Annotated in this window: 14 protein-coding genes; 6 read left to right on the top strand and 8 right to left on the bottom strand. The window is 67.4% G+C overall.

The genetic code is table 11. The features are described from left to right. Nucleotides 1-2: 2 nt before the first annotated feature. Nucleotides 3-2,489, top strand: coding sequence for a DNA ligase D (gene ligD, locus ROV93_RS15020; RefSeq protein WP_072168780.1), 2,487 nt, complete (start codon nucleotides 3-5; stop codon nucleotides 2,487-2,489). Between the two features lie 75 nt (nucleotides 2,490-2,564). Here ligD and ROV93_RS15015 read toward each other — a convergent pair whose 3' ends face one another. From ROV93_RS15015 to ROV93_RS15000, 4 genes are all read right to left on the bottom strand, one after another. After that, nucleotides 2,565-2,957, bottom strand: a complete 393-nt coding sequence (locus ROV93_RS15015; RefSeq protein ID WP_072168781.1) for a hypothetical protein — start codon at nucleotides 2,955-2,957, stop codon at nucleotides 2,565-2,567. A gap of 127 nt (nucleotides 2,958-3,084) precedes the next feature. Next, nucleotides 3,085-4,113, bottom strand: a complete 1,029-nt coding sequence (gene adhP, locus ROV93_RS15010; protein ID WP_072168782.1) for an alcohol dehydrogenase AdhP — start codon at nucleotides 4,111-4,113, stop codon at nucleotides 3,085-3,087. A gap of 96 nt (nucleotides 4,114-4,209) precedes the next feature. After that, entirely contained in the window at nucleotides 4,210-4,848 is a 639-nt protein-coding gene (gene eda / locus ROV93_RS15005; protein WP_065186797.1) for a bifunctional 4-hydroxy-2-oxoglutarate aldolase/2-dehydro-3-deoxy-phosphogluconate aldolase, read from the bottom strand. A gap of 111 nt (nucleotides 4,849-4,959) precedes the next feature. Further along, on the bottom strand, nucleotides 4,960-5,550 hold the full coding sequence (locus tag ROV93_RS15000) for a cysteine dioxygenase family protein (protein ID WP_061480460.1): 591 nt from the start codon (nucleotides 5,548-5,550) through the stop codon (nucleotides 4,960-4,962). A gap of 239 nt (nucleotides 5,551-5,789) precedes the next feature. On the opposite strand from ROV93_RS15000, the gene ROV93_RS14995 reads away from it, so the two are divergent. After that, nucleotides 5,790-6,845, top strand: coding sequence for a LacI family DNA-binding transcriptional regulator (locus tag ROV93_RS14995; protein WP_072168783.1), 1,056 nt, complete (start codon nucleotides 5,790-5,792; stop codon nucleotides 6,843-6,845). 105 nt (nucleotides 6,846-6,950) lie between these two features. Here ROV93_RS14995 and phhA read toward each other — a convergent pair whose 3' ends face one another. Continuing rightward, entirely contained in the window at nucleotides 6,951-7,844 is an 894-nt protein-coding gene (phhA, locus tag ROV93_RS14990; protein WP_053496712.1) for a phenylalanine 4-monooxygenase, read from the bottom strand. Nucleotides 7,845-7,969: 125 nt separating this feature from the next. Between phhA and ROV93_RS14985 the strand changes: the two genes are divergently transcribed. Further along, complete coding sequence (locus ROV93_RS14985) at nucleotides 7,970-8,455, top strand: Lrp/AsnC family transcriptional regulator (RefSeq protein ID WP_005411782.1); 486 nt, start codon at nucleotides 7,970-7,972, stop codon at nucleotides 8,453-8,455. A 39-nt stretch (nucleotides 8,456-8,494) separates the two neighbouring features. On the opposite strand, the gene ROV93_RS14980 is transcribed toward ROV93_RS14985, so the two are convergent. After that, nucleotides 8,495-9,487 (bottom strand): patatin-like phospholipase family protein, encoded by a 993-nt coding sequence (locus tag ROV93_RS14980; protein ID WP_111201599.1) that lies wholly within the window; start codon nucleotides 9,485-9,487, stop codon nucleotides 8,495-8,497. A 392-nt stretch (nucleotides 9,488-9,879) separates the two neighbouring features. Continuing rightward, nucleotides 9,880-10,896, bottom strand: coding sequence for a TIGR00266 family protein (locus ROV93_RS14975; RefSeq protein ID WP_072167426.1), 1,017 nt, complete (start codon nucleotides 10,894-10,896; stop codon nucleotides 9,880-9,882). A 160-nt stretch (nucleotides 10,897-11,056) separates the two neighbouring features. On the opposite strand from ROV93_RS14975, the gene ROV93_RS14970 reads away from it, so the two are divergent. Next, nucleotides 11,057-13,327 (top strand): TonB-dependent receptor, encoded by a 2,271-nt coding sequence (locus ROV93_RS14970; protein WP_072167425.1) that lies wholly within the window; start codon nucleotides 11,057-11,059, stop codon nucleotides 13,325-13,327. Between the two features lie 131 nt (nucleotides 13,328-13,458). Here ROV93_RS14970 and ROV93_RS14965 read toward each other — a convergent pair whose 3' ends face one another. Further along, the gene (locus ROV93_RS14965; RefSeq protein WP_072167424.1) at nucleotides 13,459-14,298 is read right to left on the bottom strand and encodes a phosphatase PAP2 family protein; all 840 of its coding nucleotides are present in this window, start codon (nucleotides 14,296-14,298) and stop codon (nucleotides 13,459-13,461) included. A gap of 261 nt (nucleotides 14,299-14,559) precedes the next feature. Between ROV93_RS14965 and ROV93_RS14960 the strand changes: the two genes are divergently transcribed. Both ROV93_RS14960 and ROV93_RS14955 read left to right on the top strand, forming a co-directional pair. Next, nucleotides 14,560-15,438 carry a hypothetical protein gene (locus ROV93_RS14960; protein ID WP_072167423.1) on the top strand — a complete coding sequence of 293 codons (879 nt, stop codon included), beginning with the start codon at nucleotides 14,560-14,562 and terminating at the stop codon, nucleotides 15,436-15,438. Between the two features lie 11 nt (nucleotides 15,439-15,449). Further along, nucleotides 15,450-16,652 carry a DUF4785 domain-containing protein gene (locus ROV93_RS14955; RefSeq protein ID WP_072167422.1) on the top strand — a complete coding sequence of 401 codons (1,203 nt, stop codon included), beginning with the start codon at nucleotides 15,450-15,452 and terminating at the stop codon, nucleotides 16,650-16,652. Nucleotides 16,653-16,724: the final 72 nt, after the last annotated feature.

Genomic DNA, 16,724 nt, shown 5'->3' with positions numbered 1-16,724 from the left:
CCATGTCGCTGCACCAGTACCGGCGCAAGCGCCGGCTCGGCGGTGGCGCCGGGCAGACACCGGAACCTGACGACACGCCCGCACACGGCAACCCGAAGCGGCGGCCGATCTTTGTCATACAGCTGCACCATGCCACTTCGCGGCACTATGACTTCCGCCTTGAGATGGACGGTGTGCTGAAAAGCTGGGCGGTGCCGAAGGGTCCTTCGCTTCGCGTTGGTGACAAGCGGCTGGCCGTGGAAGTGGAAGACCATCCGCTGTCCTACGCCGGCTTCGAAGGAGATATTCCCGAAGGCCACTATGGCGCTGGCCACGTCGAGGTCTTCGATCACGGCACATGGGCCTGCGAAGGCGATCCACTGCAGGCACTGGCAGCGGGAAAGATCGACTTCGTGCTGCATGGGCAACGCCTGGCCGGCGGCTGGAAGCTGGTGCGCACAGCGATGAAGGGACGCCAGGTGCAGTGGCTGTTGATCAAACGCGACGACGAGGAAGCGCGCGATGCCGAAGCAGATGATCTGCTCCAATCCCCCATGCCGAAACGCACATCCGCAGTGAGCAAGCGCACGGTGGGCAAGTCAACGCGCGCCGCACCGGCTGCACGATCGGCGACCCGCAAGGCCGATGCGCGTTGGCATGCGCGAGCGCTGAACCTGGATGGCGCGCGTGACACGCCCTACCCGCGCGCCTTCAAGCCACAGTTGACCGATCATCGCGACAATGCACCGGACGGCGAGCGCTGGTTGCATGAGATCAAGTGGGATGGCTATCGCCTGCTGGCCGATCTGCACGAAGGCAAGGTGACGCTGCGCTCCCGCAACGGCCTGGATTGGACCGGTGATTTCCCCGAGGTGGTACAGGCCGTGCAGGCACTGCCGGTGCGGGATGCGCGCCTGGACGGCGAGCTGGTGGTGCTGGACAAGCAGGGGCGCAGCGACTTCGCCGCGCTGCAGCGTGTGATCGACGGGAGTTCGAAGCAACCGTTGCGCTACATCGTGTTCGATCTGCCGGGTGTGGCCGGCGTGGACATCAGTCGTTCACCGCTGCTGGAGCGCAAGGCGCTGCTGAAGGATCTCATCGGACCCACGCCCGGAACCCTGGCCTTCAGCGAGCACGTGATCGACCATGGCCCGCAGGTATTCGATGCCAGCGGGAAGGCGGGATTCGAAGGCATCGTCAGCAAGCAGGTGGATGCGCTCTACGTGAACACCCGTGCACGCAGCTGGGTGAAGGTGAAGCATGAAGACACCGACGAGTTCGCGATTGTCGGCTACACGGCACCGAAGGGCTCCCGGGTAGGGTTCGGCTCGCTGCTTCTCGCCACGCCGGACAACGGCGGATTGCGCTATGTGGGGCGGGTCGGCACCGGCTTCGACGACGAGAGCTTGCGCGCGCTGCACAAGGCGCTGCAGCCGTTGGCGGTGAAGACGCCTGTGCTGCAGCTGCCGGCGCATGTGCCGTTCCGCGCCGCCAGCGTTCGCTGGGTGAAGCCGGTGACGGTGGCGGAAGTGGCCTTCCGTGGCTGGGGCAAGGAAGGCCTGCTGCGCCAGGCCAGTTTCAAGCGGCTGCGCATCGACAAGCAGAAGGAGGACCTGGGAGTGGCCATATCGAGTGCTGAAGCCGGGGGCGAGGTCCAGATAACCCATCCGGAGCGGGTGGTGTTCCCAAGGCAGAAGCTCAGCAAGGGCGATGTGGCGGACTACTACCAGCGCATGGCGCGCTGGATTCTGCCCGAAATTGCCGGGCGGCCCTTGTCACTGCTGCGCTGCCCGGATGGCGTGGGCAAGGACTGCTTCTTCCAGAAGCACCATGGCCCCGGCCTGGGGGATGCCGTGCACGCGGTGCCCCTGCAGCAGAAGAGCGGCCGCGAGGACTACGTCTACATCGACGATGTGCGGGGCCTGCTGCAACTGGTGCAGATGAACACCCTGGAGCTGCATCCGTGGGGCGCGACCGTGGCCGATCCCGAGCACCCGGATCGCCTGGTGTTCGATCTCGATCCCGGTGAAGGGGTGGGCTGGGCGGAGGTGAAAGCCGCTGCGCGTGATGTCCGTGACCACCTGCAGGAAGTCGGCCTGAAGAGTTTCGTGCGGCTGTCCGGTGGCAAGGGCGTGCACGTGGTGGTGCCGCTGCGGCCCAAGGCCGACTGGGAACAGGCCAAGGCGTTCTGTGAGGCGTTCGCCCGGGCGATGGCGGAGCGGGCGCCGGACCGCTACGTGGCCACAATGAGCAAGGCCAAGCGTGGCGGCGTCATTTTCATCGACTGGCTGCGCAATACGCGGGGTGCCACCAGTGTGTGTTCGTGGTCGTTGCGTGCGCGCGATTCCGCCGGTGTGGCAGTACCGCTGCGCTGGGATGAACTGGCTCGTATCAGTGCCGCCGACGCATTTTCCATGGGCAAGGCGCTGGCGCGCGCGAAGCGCCTGAAGGCGGACCCTTGGCACGGCATCGCGCGGCTGAAGCAGACGTTGCCGCGCATGGACCTGTAGAGCCGAGCCTATGCTCGGCTGCCTGTGCCGATGTGCATGAAAGCCGAGCACGGGCTCGGCTCTACAGGGGCGGCATCACCTTGGATCGCGCGAGGGACGACGGCCGAACCACCAGCCGGCCAGCAGTTGCAACGGCAGTGACGCCAGCAGTGAAATGACGAACCAGAACGGGAAATCCGCACCCGCCGTCCACATGGCGTAGCCACAGCCCAGCGCGACCAGCGACCAGATCGAGAAGCCGTGCGATCGCGGCCAGCAGGGCGCGTAATAGGTGGCAAAGGAAACCCCGGCGATGCCACCGAGCACGCTGAAGGTGAGATCCCAGCCCAGCTGCACGCTGTTGTTGTCCGGCGACAGGCCCAGCAACGGTGGCAGCCAGCTGGCGACGCTGCTGACCAGCGCAAGCGACAGCACGCCGCCGATCAGGGCGACGATGGACAGGAACAGGGTCTTGAGCAGGGCGGGCATGCGCGCATTGTACGGCGGCCACAGAGTGCCCGCGTTGCCGGCCAGCGGCCGGCACTACCGATGAATCGGCATGGCCGCCGCGTCCGTGGGAGAGGGGGACGGAGCGACGGCGGCCATGCACAGGCGGTCAGGCAGCGAAGTCGAGCACCACGCGGCCTTCGATGGTGCCCGCATGCATGCGCGCGAACACGTCGTTGATGTTTTCCAGGCGGTCGGTGCTGACCGTGGCCGCGACCTTGCCGTCGGCGGCGAACTGCAGCGATTCCTGCAGGTCCAGGCGGGTACCGACGATCGAGCCGCGCACGGTGATGCCGTTGAGCACCATGCCGAAGATGTCCAGCGGGAAGTTGCCGGGCGGCAGGCCATTGAGCGAGACAGTGCCGCCACGGCGCACCATGCCCAGCGCCTGCTCGAACGCCTTCGGCGATACCGCGGTGACCAGTGCACCGTGGGCGCCGCCGATTTCCTTCCTGAGGAACGCGGCCGGGTCGGTGGTGCGCGCGTTGACGGTGACCTGCGCGCCCAGCTGGCGGGCCAGTGCCAGCTTGGTGTCGTCCACGTCCACCGCGGCCACGTTCAGGCCCATCGCGCGGGCGTACTGCACGGCCATGTGGCCCAGGCCACCGATGCCGGAAATCGCCACCCAGTCACCGGGCTTGGTGTCGGTGACCTTCAGTCCCTTGTAGACGGTCACGCCGGCGCACAGCACTGGCGCGATCTCGACGAAGCCCACGTCCTTCGGAAGCAGGCCGACATAGTTGGCATCGGCCAGTGCGTACTCGGCGAAGCCGCCGTTGACCGAGTAGCCGGTGTTGCGCTGCGTCTCGCACAGCGTTTCCCAGCCACCCAGGCAGTGTTCGCAATGACCACACGCCGAGTACAACCAGGGGATGCCGACCCTGTCGCCTTCCTTGACGTGCCCTACCCCGCCTCCCACGGCCACGACGTGCCCCACGCCCTCGTGGCCGGGGATGAACGGCGGGTTCGGTTTCACCGGCCAGTCGCCCTCGGCGGCGTGCAGGTCGGTGTGGCAGACGCCACAAGCCTCGATCTTGACCAGTACCTCGCCCGCCCCCGGGCGCGGTACCGAGACTTCCTCGATCACCAGTGGCTTGCCGAACTCACGCACGACAGCGGCCTTCATGGTGGAATTCATGTTCGGATCTCCGTAGTGCGCTTGCCCACAGAATGACGCCGGCGCGAGACCGGCGCTTTGATCACGATCAAACCTTTGAAGATCCGCGAAGCAGGTTCAGCTGGCCAGCACCGAGGCCTCGCGGGCCAGGCGCTCGATGGCGTCCCAGTCGCGGGTCTGCAGCAGCGCCGGGGTGGTCAGCCACGAACCGCCCACGCACAGCACGTTGGGCAGGTGCAGGAACTGCGGCGCGGTCTGCGCGCTGATACCGCCGGTCGGGCAGAAGCGCACATCGGCGAACGGGCCGTGCCAGGCGGCCAGCAGCGCGGCGCCGCCGGCCTGCACGGCCGGGAAGAACTTGAAGGTGTCCGCGCCGTGCTCCAGGCCCTGGATCAGGTCCGAAGCGGTGGCAGCACCGGGCAGGTACGGCAGGTCGGCATCACGCGCGGCCGCATACAGTGCCGGCGTGGCACCGGGGGAAACGGCAAAACGCGCACCGGCCTGCTTCGCCGCCTGCATCTGCGCGGCGTTGAGTACGGTGCCGGCACCGATCACCGCGTCCGGCACGGCCTCGACCATGGCCTTGATCGCATCCAGCGCCTGCGGCGTGCGCAGGGTCACCTCGATCACCGGCAGCCCGCCACGGAACAGCGCCTGGGCCACTTCGACCGCTTCATTCACATCTTCGGGGGTGTACACCGGGATCACCGGTGCCAGCTTCAACAGCGCGCGCAGGCGCGGATCAGCGCTGGACATCGTCTTGCTCCTTGCCCGCCAGGGCATCGCGGATGCTGCCGGTGCCGGCAGCGCAGCGGCGCATGATGCCATGCGGACCGCGACGGTGCCCTGCTCCGCACCGCGCCGGATTCAGGCCGGGTCGGCCTGCAGCGCCTGGATGCGGCGCTGGTACCAGTCGCCACCGAGCGGATCGAACACCGCCGAGCGCTCCATCTGCGCCTCGTACACGTGTACCGAGATCGCCAGTGCCTCATCGCTGGCATTGCGCAGGGTGTGGTACTCATGCGGGGGGATCAGGCTGCCGGCACTGCCGCAGCCCCCGCGCAGCGCGGCGTGGCGGCGGAAGCGCCAGCGCTCGCCGGCGCACTCCAGCAGCTCATAGCGGGTGATCTCCAGCTCGCCCAACCACACGCCCTCCACACACCACATGGCATCGTGGTCGTGCAGCGGCGTGCCCTGCCCTGGGCCCCAGCTCATGGCAATCACGCTGTAGCCGTGTTCGCGGCTGTGGTACAGCGGACGTCGCGCGTAATGATCGCTGACCGGCCGATGCACGCATTCGGGCAACTCGATGCGGCTGTCGGTTATGGCTTCCTGCAGCGCCAGCTGCAGGTCGGTCGTGATGCGCTCGGGATCACCGGAGCTCATCGCCGCGTCGACTGCGGCGATCAACCGGTCGCGGCCGCGGAATGGCGGAAACGGAGAAGTCTGCAGGTCCATGCCTCGAATGTAGCGGAGCATGGTTAAGGGAATGTTGGCGTTCGCGCGCGGCGCGTCCACATTCAAGGTGAATACGCGCGGAAGAACGATTCAGATGCAGACGCAGTAGAGCGATCACAATGGAACCTTGCGCAGCAGAACCTGTCGAACACGACACGATTCAGATCCGCTGCGACATTCCGCAACTTCGCGCCCGACGGGCGCAAGGCTAGAATTCTCCGACTTACCTGGTTCTATACATGTCAGTGCGAACTATTAGCGATGCCGCGGTGCCGGCATCGAAGGGCAAGGCTGCCACGATCAACGACATCGCACGACTGTCGGGAGTTTCCAAGAAAACGGTTTCAAGAATCATCAACAACTCGCCGCTGGTGCGCAAGGACACCCGCGACAAGGTCGAGGCGTTGATGCGCGAGGTCGGTTACGTGCCCGATCCTCTCGCGCGCGGGCTGGCATTCCGCCGCTCCTTCCTGATCGGCCTGGTGTATGACGACCCGGGTGCCCAATGCATTGTCGACCTGCAGCACGGCGCGCTGGACGCGCTGCGCGGCACTGGCTATGAGCTGGTGGTGCACCCCTGCGACAGCCAGGATCCGGAATGCCCGCAGGGCGTGCGCCGTTTCGTGCAGCAGCAGAAGCTGCACGGCGTGATCCTGGGGCCGCGTGCGTCCGAATCGGCTGCGCTGGCGCAGATGCTCGATGACATCGACTGTCGCTACGTGCGCATCAACGCGCATGCCTCGGAGGATGAGAACCATGCCGTGGTCACCCATGACCGCGATGGTGCTGCCGCTGCGGCGGGCTACCTGCTTTCGCTTGGCCACCGCGACATTGCGGTGATCGCCGGACCGGGTGACCGGCGTGCCGCGCGCGAACGGACGCATGGTTTCCTTGATCGGCTGGCGCAGGTCGGCCTGACCCTGCCCGGCGAGCGCGTGCTGGAAGCGGGCGACACCTTCGAGTCCGGCGTGCATGCCGCCGAACGGCTGCTGATGGGCGAGCAACGCCCCAGTGCGATTTTCGCCGGCAACGACGAAATCGCCGCAGGCGTGTACCAGGTGGCATTGCGTGCAGGCATCGCGGTGCCGCAGCAGTTGTCGATCGTCAGCTACGACGACAGCCCGCTGGCATCGCGGCTGTGGCCGCCGCTGACGTCGGTGCGGCGCCACGTTTCCGACATCGGCCGCACCGCCGCCGCCATGCTGGTCCAGGCCGACGTGCCCGACGCACCGACCGCGGCCAGCGTGCATCCGCAGTTGATGGTGCGCGGTTCCTGCCGGGCCGTGGATGGCTGAGTGTCCTGCCCTCGCCTGCGCCGCTGCAGTGGCGCAGGCAGGCAACAACGAAAGCGGCGCACCCAGGTGCGCCGTTTTCAGTGCAAAGCCGTGCGCGTTGTGTGCTTACACGTCGCCGCCGTCGGCCCAGCCTTCGCCGGTGCCCTTCTGGAACACGCGGTCGTCGCCCTGCACTTCACCGGCCGGCAGATGCGCCTGGTTGGCCAGTGCCGCGTAGATCGGGGTGAAGTCCGGCGAGGTCGCCTGCATGAGCTGTTCGAAGCTGTCGATGACGAAGTAGGTCTTCTGGAAGGTGTCGATGCGGTACTTCGTGCGCATGATCCGCTGCAGGTCGAAGCCGATGCGGTTGGGCGCGGCCGATTCCAGCGAGTACAGCGACTCGCCCTTCGACGACACGATGCCGGCACCGTAGATGCGCAGGCCCTCGGGCGTGTCGATCAGGCCGAACTCCACGGTGTACCAGTACAGGCGGGTCAGGTTCTGCAGCGCATCCGGACCGATCGCATGCGCTTTGACGCCGCCGCGGCCGTACGCCTCCATGTAGTCGGCGAACACCGGGTTCATCAGCAGCGGCACGTGGCCGAACAGATCGTGGAACAGGTCCGGTTCGGCGATGTAGTCGATCTGGTCCGGGCGGCGGATCCACCAGGTCACCGGAAAACGGCGGTTGGCCAGATGGTCGAAGAAATCCAGTTCCGGCAACAGGCCTTCAACCCCGACCAGGGTCCAGCCGGTGGCCGCGCCGAGCACTTCGTTGAGTTGGTCGAAGCGCGGAATCATGTGTGCGCTCATGCCCATTTCGTCCTGCGCATCCAGGAACTCCTGGCAGGCACGGCCGACCAGCAGCTCGCGCTGGCGCTGGTACAGCGTGCTCCAGGTTGCGTGGTCGTCGGCGCTGTAGGTGTCCCATGGCTGCTCGACGAGCGCGGTGGTATACACCGGCACGTAGCCCTTGTCGGTCTGCTGGTGTTCGACGCGGCGGGGCTGGGCGAGGTCCATGCGGCACTCCTGGATGGGATACCCACGATGCTAGGGCAGGGGACGCGCAACAGGGTTGCAAAAGTTGCGCCGATTGGCCTTGTTGGCGCAATATCCTTGCGTACTCACCATGTTGCGGGGCAACAATGGCCGGAGAAGTCCAGTTCGATCGCACGGATATACGCCTGCTGGCCGAAATCCAGCGGGATGGGCGCGCCACCAACGCCGAACTGGCGGCGCGGGTGAATCTCTCGCCTTCGGCCTGCCTGCGGCGGTTGCAGCGGCTGGAAAGCGAGGGCGTAATCGTCGGCTATGGCGCGCGGCTGGAGCCACGGCAGCTGCGGCTGGGCCTGCAGGCCTTCGTGCGCGTGCAGCTGGAAAAGCACGACCAGGCCGCCATCGGCCACTTCGTGGACAGCGTGCAGGCGTGGGACGAGGTGGTGGCCTGCCACGCGCTGACCGGCGACATGGACTACCTGCTGCACGTGTACGTGCGCGACCTGGAGCACTTCTCGCGCTTCCTGCTGGACCGGCTGCTCAATGCCGGTGGCGTGGCCGATGCCAATTCCAGCTTCGTGCTGCGCACGGTGAAGGGCTTCCAGGCGTTGCCGCTGTCGCAGCTGGAGTCCTGAGCGACCACCGGGCGGGCCCGGTGGCCTGGCTTCAATGGATCAGCACTTGTCCTTGCGGCCCATCAGCTTGCCCAGGCGCGAGGCTTCCTCGCACTTCGGCGCGGCCACCGGTGCCGGTGCGGCTGCTGCGGCGCGCGCGCGCTGCAGCTGCTGGATCTTCGCGCGGATCTGCGGCATCGCTGCCATCGCGGCCTTTTCGCCTTCCAGGATCGCGGTGCCACGCTGGCTGAAATCGGCGGCACCGATGTCCAGCACCTTCGGGCGGATGACGATGTCGGCGCGCGCCAGTTCCTGCTCGCCCAGGCGCTGGCCCATGATCGAGATGGACTGGTTGACGATGCCCAGCATGTCGGTCGGCGCCTTGCCGCTGGCCTTGCTGGAGATGTCGACGGCGATCACGAAGTCGGCACCGAGCTGGCGGGCAGCGTCCACCGGTACCGGGCTGACCACGCCACCGTCGATGTAGTTGCGGCCGCCGATCTTCACCGGCTCGAACACACCGGGGATGCTGCTCGACGCGCGCACGGCCTGGCCGACATTGCCGCGCACGAAGATTGCGCGCTCGCCGGTTTCCAGCTGGGTGGCGACGGCGGCGAACGGCTTTTTCAGGCGCTCGGCAGGACGGTTGGCAACCTGTTCGTTGACGTAGTCCTGCAGCTTCTGGCCCTGCACCAGGCCACCGGAGAACAGGCGCACATCGCGGATGCTGGCTTCATCAAGCGCCACGGCCCTGCTCTGCATCTGGAAGGCATCCATGCCGCTGGCATACAGGGCGCCGACCACGCTGCCGGCGCTGGTGCCGGCGACCACGGCCGGCTCGAAGCCGTTGGCCTCCAGCATCTTGATCACGCCGATATGGGCAAAGCCTTTGGCCGCGCCGCCGCCCAGGGCGATGCCGATCTTCACCGGCTTGGCCTGTGGGACCACGGTCGGCGCCGGCGGCGGCGTGGGGCGGACCGGGTCGCCACCGCAGCCGGCCAGCAGGCCGATCAGGGCGACAGACAGCAGCATGCGGGGGCGGAACAGGCTCATCGGCAGTGCGCGCACGGCGCCGGATTCAGGAAAGGGCGCCAGCATACCGAAGCTGCGGCGGGGCGGGCAGGGTGGGGAAATATCGCCCATTCATAAAGGTAGTGCCGGCCGCTGGCCGGCAACCATAGGGAAACTGGCAACGGTCCATGGGGCTGCCGGCCAGCGGCCGGCACTACCGGGATGCGCGCCAAGGTCCATGAGGCTGCCGGCCAGCGGCCGGCACTACCGGGATGCGCGCCAAGGTCCATGAGGCTGCCGGCCAGCGGCCGGCACTACCGGGATGCGCGCCAAGGTCCATGAGGCTGCCGGCCAGCGACCGGCACTACCGGGATGCGCGCCAAGGTCCATGAGGCTGCCGGCCAGCGGCCAGCGGCCGGCACGACCGGAGGCGGTCAGAAGCGGTTATCGCCATCCAGCATCCGGCCCAGGCCGCCCAGCACCGAGCCTTCGCCGCGGTTCTGGCCGCCGCCCTGCGGTGCGGCCATCCACATGCGGCCGGCCAGGCGTGAGAACGGCAGCGACTGCAGCCAGACCTTGCCGGGGCCGGTCAACGTGGCCAGGAACACCCCTTCGCCGCCGAACAGCATGCTCTTGATGCCGGCCACCCGACGCACGTCCATGTCCACCGTCGGGTGGTAGGCCACCACGCAGCCGGTATCCACGTCCAGGCGCTCGCCGGCGGCCAGCTCGCGCTCCACCACGCAGCCGCCAGCGTGGATGAACACCCAGCCGTCGCCCTCCAGTTTCTGCATGATGAAACCCTCGCCCCCGAACAGGCCGGTCATGATCTTGCGCTGGAACTGCACGCCGATCTGCACGCCGCGTGCACCGGCCAGGAAACTGTCCTTCTGGCAGATCAGGCGGCCGCCGTGCTGGTCCAGTTTCATCGCCAGCACCGTGCCGGGGTAGGGCGCAGCGAAGGCGACCTTGCCCTTGCCATGGCCGCTCTGGGTGTAGACGGTGGCGAACAGGCTTTCGCCGGTCAGTACGCGCTTGCCGGCAGCCATCACCTTGCCCATGAAGCCGCCGCCCTGGTCGCCATTGGCGGCGCCGAACACGGTATCCATCTGCACCGTGGCGTCCTTGAACATCAACGCGCCGGCCTCGGCAATGGCGCTCTCACCGGGATCAAGCTCGATTTCCACGAACTGCATCTCATGGCCGACGATGCGGAATTCGATGTCGTCGGCGCGGCCGCTGGCGGTGGCGGGGACCGGGGGTGGGGTGTGGGGCATGCCCGGGGCTGCGGATTGCAGTTCGGGCACTTCGGCAATCGAGGTCCATCCGCTCATGCCCTGGCACCAGGCCAGCGCGCGCGGGTTGGCCTGCGCGTAGCGGCGCGCGGCCGGGTCATCGAGCGGTCCGATTCGGTCGGCCTGGGCCGAGGCATGGAAGTACCACTGGGTCATTGCGGCGGCTCCGCGGCGCTGGAAAACCCCGAGTCTAGCGAGCGCCCCGGGGGGCATGGCGACGGGGCCATGAACGGCCGGCATTTGCGGGGCAGGTGCTGTATTGCAACAATTATCTGGTAGCGCCGTTTTACCACCCCTCCAAACACAGCCTACCGCCATGTCCCCGACCCGCACTTCCCGTGGCCGCCTTCCGGTCGCGCGCCCTCTCGTTGCCGCTCTTTCCGCCCTGCTGCCGTTGGTAGCAGCCGCCCAGGAAACCCCTGCCGCCAAGGATCCGGTTGCCCTCGACACCCTGCAGGTCACCGCGCAGCGCCGTGTCGAGAACGCCAAGGACGTACCGGTTGCAGTCAGCGCGATCCAGGGCGAGAAGCTGGATGTGCTCGGTTCGGCCGGCGATGACATCCGTTTCCTGGCCGCACGCGTGCCCAGCCTCAACATCGAGTCGTCCTACGGCCGTGCCTTCCCGCGCTTCTACATCCGCGGCCTGGGCAACACCGATTTCGATCTCAATGCCTCGCAGCCGGTGTCGCTGGTATACGACGACGTCGTGCAGGAAAGCCCGCTGCTGAAGGGCTTCCCGCTGTTCGACCTGGCCAACGTGGAAGTGCTGCGTGGCCCGCAGGGCACCCTGTTCGGCCGCAACACGCCGGCCGGCGTGGTCAAGTTCGACTCGGCGCGCCCGTCGCAGGATGCCGATGGCTACCTTCGCGTCGGCTATGGCAGCTACAACAGCTGGAACGTGCAGGGCGCCTACGGCGGCCCGCTGACTGACCGCTGGTCGGCACGCGTCTCGGCGATCTACCAGCGCCGCGACGACTGGGTCGACAACACCCGTGTCGGCGCGCCCAACAGCGGCTTCGAAGGCTACGACGAAGCGGCCGGCCGCGTGCAGTTCCTGTACGAAGGCGATGACTTCGAAGCGCTGTTCAACCTGCACAAGCGCAAGCTCAACGGCACCGCCCGCCTGTTCCGCGCCAACATCATCCAGAAGGGTGGCAATTCGCTGGTCGAGAACTTCGACCGCGACAAGGTGGCCAACGACGGCGTCAACTTCTCCGACCTGGAGACCTGGGGGGGCAGCGCGCGCCTGCAGTGGAACCTCGGCTCGGTGACCCTGCACTCGATCACCGGCTACGAGACCGCCGAATCGCTCAACCGCGGTGACATCGACGGTGGCTACGGTGCGGCCTTCCTCGGTGCCGGCAACTACGGCCCGGGCCTGATTCCGTTCTCCTCGGAGTCGGCTGATGGCCTGCCGCATCACCGCCAGTGGACGCAGGAATTCCGCGTCGAGTCCAACGAGTGGGGCCGCTTCGACTGGCAGGCCGGCGTCTTCTACTTCGATGAAGACGTGACCATCAACAACTTCAACTACGACTCGCTGGCCCCGGGCAATCCGCAGACCGGCCACGTGGTGCAGAACCAGCGCAACAAGGCCTGGGCGGTGTTCGCCTCGGGTGACTTCGATGTCACCGACCGCTTCAAGCTGCGTGCCGGCGTGCGCTACACCCAGGACAAGAAGGACTTCAGCGCCAGCGTGCTGCAGGCGGTTCCGTTCGGCACCCCGGTCAGTGGCCCGTACCTGGCCAACACCGACGTCAACGACGTCAGCTGGGACCTGAGCGGCGTCTACAAGCTGACCGACGACATCAACGCCTACGCCCGCGTGGCCAAGGGCTTCCGCGCGCCGTCGATCCAGGGCCGCCTGGCCTTTGCGCCGGGTCTGTCGCAGGCCGATTCGGAGAAGGTCATCTCGTACGAGGCCGGCGTCAAGGCCGATCTGTTCGAGCGCCGCGCGCGCCTGGGCCTGAGCGTGTTCCGCTACGACGTCGATGGCCAGCAGCTGATCGCCGTGGGCGGTGCCAACAACACCGCCACCCTGCTCAACGCCGACAAGACCATCGGTCAGGGCGTCGAGCTGGACCTGGAGGCCTACCTGGCCGACAACGTCCTGCTGACCTTTGGCAGCAGCTACAACGACACCGAGATCAAGGACAAGAACCTGGCGGTGGCGATCTGTGGCGGCGGCTGCACCATCACCGACCCGACCACGGTGATCAACGGCCAGACCTACGCGCTGGTGAACGGCAACCCGCTGCCGCAGGCGCCGAAGTGGATCCACAACGCGACCCTGCGCGTGGGCTTCCCGCTCAGCGATGGCAGCGAGCTGTACGCCTACACCGACTGGGCCTACCGCAGTGCGGTGAACTTCTTCATCTACGAGTCGCCGGAATTCCGCGGCCGTAGTTCGCTGGAAGGCGGCCTGCGCCTGGGCTACAACTGGGGTTATGGCCAGTACGACGTGGCGGTGTTCGGCCGCAACCTGACCAACCAGACCCGCGTGGTCGGTGCGATCGACTTCAACAACCTGACCGGCTTCCTCAACGAGCCGCGCACCTGGGGCGTGGAGTTCACCGCGAAGTTCTGATGCGGTGGCTGCGGTAGTGCAATGAAGAAGGGCCGGCGCAATGCCGGCCCTTCTGTTTCCTGCTTTCTGTAGGGTCGAGCCATGCTCGACTGCCATGAGCCGAGCATGGCTCGGCTCTACAGAGGCATGGCTTACAGCGCGCTCTGCGGGCGCACCTTCAGCACCGCATTCTCGGTGGCGCAGTCGCGGCTGGAGTGCCGACCGGCCTTCCGCGCCGCCTCGATCTCCTTGCGTGCGGCCAGCAGGTCCTTGTTGAACGCCGCGTTGTCGTGCAGGCGGGCCACGGCGGCGGCGCCCATGAAGCGGCCTTCGAGGATGTCGCTCTGCCAGTGCACGTTGCACACCAGGCGGCTCTCGCCGTAGTTGCGGCCGCGGGCCTGGATGGCATCGGCGCGGTCCGGCGCGATCTCCGACAGGATCAGTGCCCAGGCCCAGCCGATTGAGGTGTGGCCTGATGGATAGGAACCATTCTTGCGCAGGCCATCCTCGTCCTTCGGCGAGCAGGTCGGCTCACCGTTGACCATGAACGGGCGCGGGCGCTGGTAGTGGTTCTTGGCCGCCTTGGTGGCGGCGCTGGCGTCGATCCGGCTGCGCTCCAGCAGTCGATACAGCGCCGGAGTCTTCACCGCATCGACGTCGATGTCGGCGGCGCAGGAGAAGTGGTTTGCACCCTCGGGGAAGCCGAGTTCCGCATCGACGCCGGCCTGGGCGAAGCGCGGGCTGCCTCGCAGCGCGCGGGCTTCACGGCTGACCTGTTCGTCCAGGGCGAGGGCGGCCGAACCGGCCACCGGCGGTGCCGGCACCAGATCGAGGCTGGCCGGAACAGCGCTCTTGTCCAGATAGCCCACGGCCTTGGTGGTGATGTTGGCTTCGACGGCGGTCGGCTTGGTGGCCGTGGCAGCACAGCCGGCCAGGGCCACGGCAACGGCGAGGCCGAGCAGCGGGCGGGCAGGGTGGGAAATCATCGACATGGACGGGCTCCGGAGGAAAAACATCGCGTCATGATCGCAGCCCGTGCGCGGCACCGCAGTGGCCATCGGTCATACGGCCAGACCCGGCATGGTCATCACAGGAGATGAAGAACGTCATCGAAGGGTGCCAGTCTGCTGAATCCGGGCGCAGCGCACGGACTTTCACGCGGCCGCACCGTGAGCATCGGCACATCGGCAGGCACCAGGGGCCGTCCAGTTCCAGCCGGGTCGGGGGGATCCGAAGACAGAGGGAGAGAAGCGATGCGCAGCACCGCAACAGGAAGTACCGTCCTGGCCCTGCTTCTGGGGCTGGCAGCAGCACCGACGCAGGCCGCCGACGTGGTCGGCGTGGCCTTCGTGCATGGCACCGGCGCGCAGACCAATGCCACCCAGGACTACTGGCAGCCGGCGATCATCGACACCGTGCGCCAGGGCCTGCCGAACAGCAGCAACTATGTGGTCATCAACTGTGACTTCACCCAGTACATGTGGAAACCGGAGGCCGCCGGCTGCCTGGCCAACCAGCTGACCGGCTTTATCGACAGCCGTGGCATCACCCAGCTGGTGGTGATCACCCATTCCAACGGCGGCAACGTGATGCGCTGGATCCTGTCCAACCCGACCTACGACAGCCGCTATCCGAAGATCATCCGCACGGTGCGCAAGGTCACCGCACTGGCGCCGTCCTCGGCGGGCACGCCGCTGGCCGATGCGGTGCTCAACGGCAATACCTTCGAAACGTCACTGGGCTGGCTGCTGGGCTACAAGAACGACGCGGTACGCCAGCAGCAGGTGGCCAGCATGGCCACCTACAACGCGCAGAACCTGTACGGCACGGCCGGTCGCCCGGCGCTGCCCAAGCCGTTCCGCGCGGTGGTCGGCAGTGACGTGGAATCGGCGGTGTGGGACAGCAACAGCTACTGCGGTGGCTATGCCGCCAACGTTGGCCTGGAATTCACCCAGAACTGGTTGTCGTCCTGCTCCGATGGCTTTCTGGAGTGCAGCAGCCAGAAGGCGGCCGGCACCACCTGGTTCACCGACAAAGCGCGCACCCAGGGCGCAGAACCGCTCAGCCACAACCAGAGCCGGCGCGAGTGCTTCGGCCTCGGCACCCTGCTGCGCAACGACCTGACCCAGTGAGAGAGATAACCATGACGACCCATTCCACCCTGCTGGCCAGTGCGGTGCTGGCAGTACTGTCCCTTTCCGCCGCGCAGGCCGCGCAGCCTCTGCAGGCGGCCCGCGCGGGCGATCAGGTGCCTGCCGCATTGGTGGCCGCGCCGCTGCCTGCCGATGAAAGCGAACACGCGCCGTTGTCGTTTGCCTGGGCGCTGGACCCGGCACAGCCGCTGCAGGCGGCCACGCCATATGCCTCGGTCAGCCGCAGTTACTGGCAGCAGGTCGATGGCACGCAGCTGCAGCGCGGCCTGGACCTGCCGCTGACGGCGCCGGATGCGGTGATCCAGCTGAGTCCGGCCGCAGGAGCCCGCGCGCTGCCGGCCAACACCCTGCAGGTGCGCGACCCGGCTGGCCGCAGCAGCGTGGCCCGCAGTGTCGATGCGCGCGCGCTGCAGGATGCCGGCATGCCGGTGAGTGATGGCAGCAGCATGCTGCGCACCGGCGCGACCAGTGCCGCCGGTGCGTACACCCTGCAGAGCACGCAGGCGCAGGGCCGCTATGTGGTGCAGGTGCTGGAGCCGAACAGCCCGCTGCGGTTGGAAGTGCAGGCCAAGCAGGCGCAGGTGCTGGCCGGTGGCAACGTGCAGCTGCAGGCACGCCTGCTGGAAGACGGCGCCACCACCGCGCAGCTGGCATCGCGTCGTGGCGGCCTGGGTGGTGAAGCCCTGCTGGTCGCACCGGATGGCCGCAGTTGGCCGCAGCGTCTGCTGCGCACCACCGATGGCAGCCTGCGCGCGCAGGTGCGGATCCCGACCGACGTCGGCACCGTGCAGGGGCTGTGGGAGCTGCAGGTGTTCGCCCAGGCCGATGGCGTGCTGCGCGATGGCAAGGTGGCCTTCGCGGTGGCACGGCCGACCGCGCGTTTCAGTGGCCATGCAGCACCGGACCCGTCCAGCCGCCAGGTGGCGCTGCCGCTGCAGGTGGCTGCGGCAGGCCGCTACGAGGCACGCGGCACGCTGTATGCCACGGCCCGCGATGGCCGGATGAAGCCGGTCGCGCAGGCACATGCAGCCGGGTGGTTCGATGGCCCAGGCGCCGGCCAGCTGGTGCTGCCGTTCGGCGAGGCCGCGTTGCCGGCCGGTTTTGGCGCACCGTACGAGCTGCGCGACCTGCAGCTGCAGGATCAGAGCCGGATGGCACCGATCGAGTCGCGCGCGCTGGCGTTGCGGTTCTGAGTACGACGGTGGCGGGCCGGGATATCCGGCCCGCTGCATTGCATCCTGTAGAGCCGAGCCGATGCTCGGCTG

Origin of the sequence: Stenotrophomonas maltophilia group sp. msm4, assembly GCF_032025605.1 — a bacterium.
GTDB classification, from domain to species: domain Bacteria; phylum Pseudomonadota; class Gammaproteobacteria; order Xanthomonadales; family Xanthomonadaceae; genus Stenotrophomonas; species Stenotrophomonas sepilia.
The sequence above is the reverse complement of the archived record's forward strand: the minus strand, read 5'-3'. Positions and strand labels throughout refer to the sequence as shown.

Coding starts and splice junctions, on each gene's coding strand:
- ligD (WP_072168780.1), top strand. CDS start 3: ATGTCGCTGCACCAGTACCGGCGCAAGCGCCGGCTCGGCGGTGGCGCC.
- ROV93_RS15015 (WP_072168781.1), bottom strand. CDS start 2,957: ATGCCCGCCCTGCTCAAGACCCTGTTCCTGTCCATCGTCGCCCTGATC.
- adhP (WP_072168782.1), bottom strand. CDS start 4,113: ATGAATTCCACCATGAAGGCCGCTGTCGTGCGTGAGTTCGGCAAGCCA.
- eda (WP_065186797.1), bottom strand. CDS start 4,848: ATGTCCAGCGCTGATCCGCGCCTGCGCGCGCTGTTGAAGCTGGCACCG.
- ROV93_RS15000 (WP_061480460.1), bottom strand. CDS start 5,550: ATGGACCTGCAGACTTCTCCGTTTCCGCCATTCCGCGGCCGCGACCGG.
- ROV93_RS14995 (WP_072168783.1), top strand. CDS start 5,790: ATGTCAGTGCGAACTATTAGCGATGCCGCGGTGCCGGCATCGAAGGGC.
- phhA (WP_053496712.1), bottom strand. CDS start 7,844: ATGGACCTCGCCCAGCCCCGCCGCGTCGAACACCAGCAGACCGACAAG.
- ROV93_RS14985 (WP_005411782.1), top strand. CDS start 7,970: ATGGCCGGAGAAGTCCAGTTCGATCGCACGGATATACGCCTGCTGGCC.
- ROV93_RS14980 (WP_111201599.1), bottom strand. CDS start 9,487: ATGAGCCTGTTCCGCCCCCGCATGCTGCTGTCTGTCGCCCTGATCGGC.
- ROV93_RS14975 (WP_072167426.1), bottom strand. CDS start 10,896: ATGACCCAGTGGTACTTCCATGCCTCGGCCCAGGCCGACCGAATCGGA.
- ROV93_RS14970 (WP_072167425.1), top strand. CDS start 11,057: ATGTCCCCGACCCGCACTTCCCGTGGCCGCCTTCCGGTCGCGCGCCCT.
- ROV93_RS14965 (WP_072167424.1), bottom strand. CDS start 14,298: ATGTCGATGATTTCCCACCCTGCCCGCCCGCTGCTCGGCCTCGCCGTT.
- ROV93_RS14960 (WP_072167423.1), top strand. CDS start 14,560: ATGCGCAGCACCGCAACAGGAAGTACCGTCCTGGCCCTGCTTCTGGGG.
- ROV93_RS14955 (WP_072167422.1), top strand. CDS start 15,450: ATGACGACCCATTCCACCCTGCTGGCCAGTGCGGTGCTGGCAGTACTG.